The organism is Arhodomonas sp. AD133 (assembly GCF_051195215.1).
GTDB lineage: Bacteria > Pseudomonadota > Gammaproteobacteria > Nitrococcales > Nitrococcaceae > Arhodomonas.
Genome location: NZ_JBNAZM010000134.1, coordinates 1 through 1,630, shown reverse-complemented (window position 1 = coordinate 1,630; position 1,630 = coordinate 1). Strand labels below are relative to the sequence as shown.

The 1,630-nt window shown below is 52.2% G+C and carries 2 protein-coding genes; both read right to left on the bottom strand.

Going from position 1 to position 1,630, the window contains the following annotated elements; genetic code table 11:
* Nucleotides 1-172: 172 nt before the first annotated feature.
* Nucleotides 173-685 (bottom strand): DUF5946 family protein, encoded by a 513-nt coding sequence (locus ACPEES_RS23310; protein WP_435106888.1) that lies wholly within the window; start codon nt 683-685, stop codon nt 173-175.
* A 412-nt stretch (nt 686-1,097) separates the two neighbouring features.
* Entirely contained in the window at nt 1,098-1,541 is a 444-nt protein-coding gene (locus tag ACPEES_RS23305; RefSeq protein ID WP_435106886.1) for a hypothetical protein, read from the bottom strand.
* Between the last annotated feature and the right edge of the window lie 89 nt (nt 1,542-1,630).

Genomic DNA, 1,630 nt, shown 5'->3' with positions numbered 1-1,630 from the left:
ACACAACATATCGGTCATCGCTACCTACCGGCTACCCGCCTTCACACCCTGGAACCCACACAGATCGAGAAGGAACCCATGAACAACCCCATCTCGCGACCCGAACCTTCATCCTTCTCGTAGACAACGAAACGTAGAAACATAATCAGCCTTGTGGCACATAACGCCGCATTCACCGGCTTGTCCAGTGTAATGCTTTGTTAGGCAACCACTCTCGAATAGTGTTGTGATGCATTGACCAAGTATCCCATACACTTCTAGCCCAACCTCTTACTAAGGCTTTGTGCTCTTCTGCTGAACTAGCCCTATAAATATCAGCCGCAGTGATCTCCCCCATGTCCAGCGGAGGCTCCAGAAATATAAAAGACGATTTTTTCATTCCTGCTTCCAACATCGCATCATTCGCTTTACCGGCTGTTAGACCATGCTCTAGGAACAAGCAAAGCCTTATCAGGTGTACTCCAACGGATTGTATGCTTTGTCGGTCTGTAGAGCCTGGGTGCTGAACTGCATAAGCATCAACTGTTAATCGGTGAACCTCAAAGTAGGTAGGGTCACTATATTCACGAGCTAGAACTTCTCCATAAACTGACCAGCACCCCGGCGACGAACTCATGTATCGATGTACCGGCCCATCAATATCAGGAAATACACCACCGCAACTAAAGCACTTACAAGTATCCATATCTACATTATTGCCTAACGGTTGGCTGAGGCGCGCCGCCCGGAGCGCCCGATTACAAGCAGCCACGTGTGCCGGCGTCGCCTCCAGCCAATTGTTGGAGGGAAAGACGCTCCGCCACCCCGGAGCTGACTCGACGGCACTGCGCGGGCCTTGCCTTGCGCGCCGCGCACCAGAAACCGCCGCGATATGGCGAGCGCCGACATTCCGGGATGGCCTGATTCCAGTGCGCTCAATTCCTGCCCCAATTCACCGTGTCTGCCAACACGAACGCTCCGCTTTTGATCGCGGTTGAACGAAGCCCGCGAATCCACGCTTCCGTGCCTTTAGCCATAAGCTCTTTCCCGCCAACGCCAAGCTCAGCCGAGGAAGGCCGCATCGCGGCCTGACGTCGGCTGGAGCGACGTGTTATGCGCTACGCACATATTGCTACCACCCCCAGCACGAGGCCTATAGCGCCTAATGCTACTGACACAACCGCTAGATCGCATGCGATTCTCACAGCATTATCTGGATGTGATAACCCCGCTTGAATTTGTAGCAACGGCAACGGCTGCCAACCTGGCAACGTGACTTCAAGCTGAGCCTTTTCGTTTTTCTCGATACCGAGCCGTTGCCGATACCACCCATTAATTACCGCAGCTTCCTCAGCTTGAGCGATCTTATTAGTGTGCTTTGCCTCGTTGTAGTTAGCGCGAAAGTTTTCATCCACTATAAGAACTTCACAATAAATACTTTTCTTGTTGCTTGGGTTTTTTAACTTGGCGATTGACCGCGATGGAACGCCAGGACTCGTGAGCCAAACAAACGGAGCACTTATCTCTGCCTTCAGGGCCGCAAAAATCTGATATTCCTTCATCTCGAACGAATACCTGAATCCGTGACGAGCCGATATGCGGCGCCGCAGCAAACTGACTCATGAGGCTCAATAACCGGATAATCGGGCGA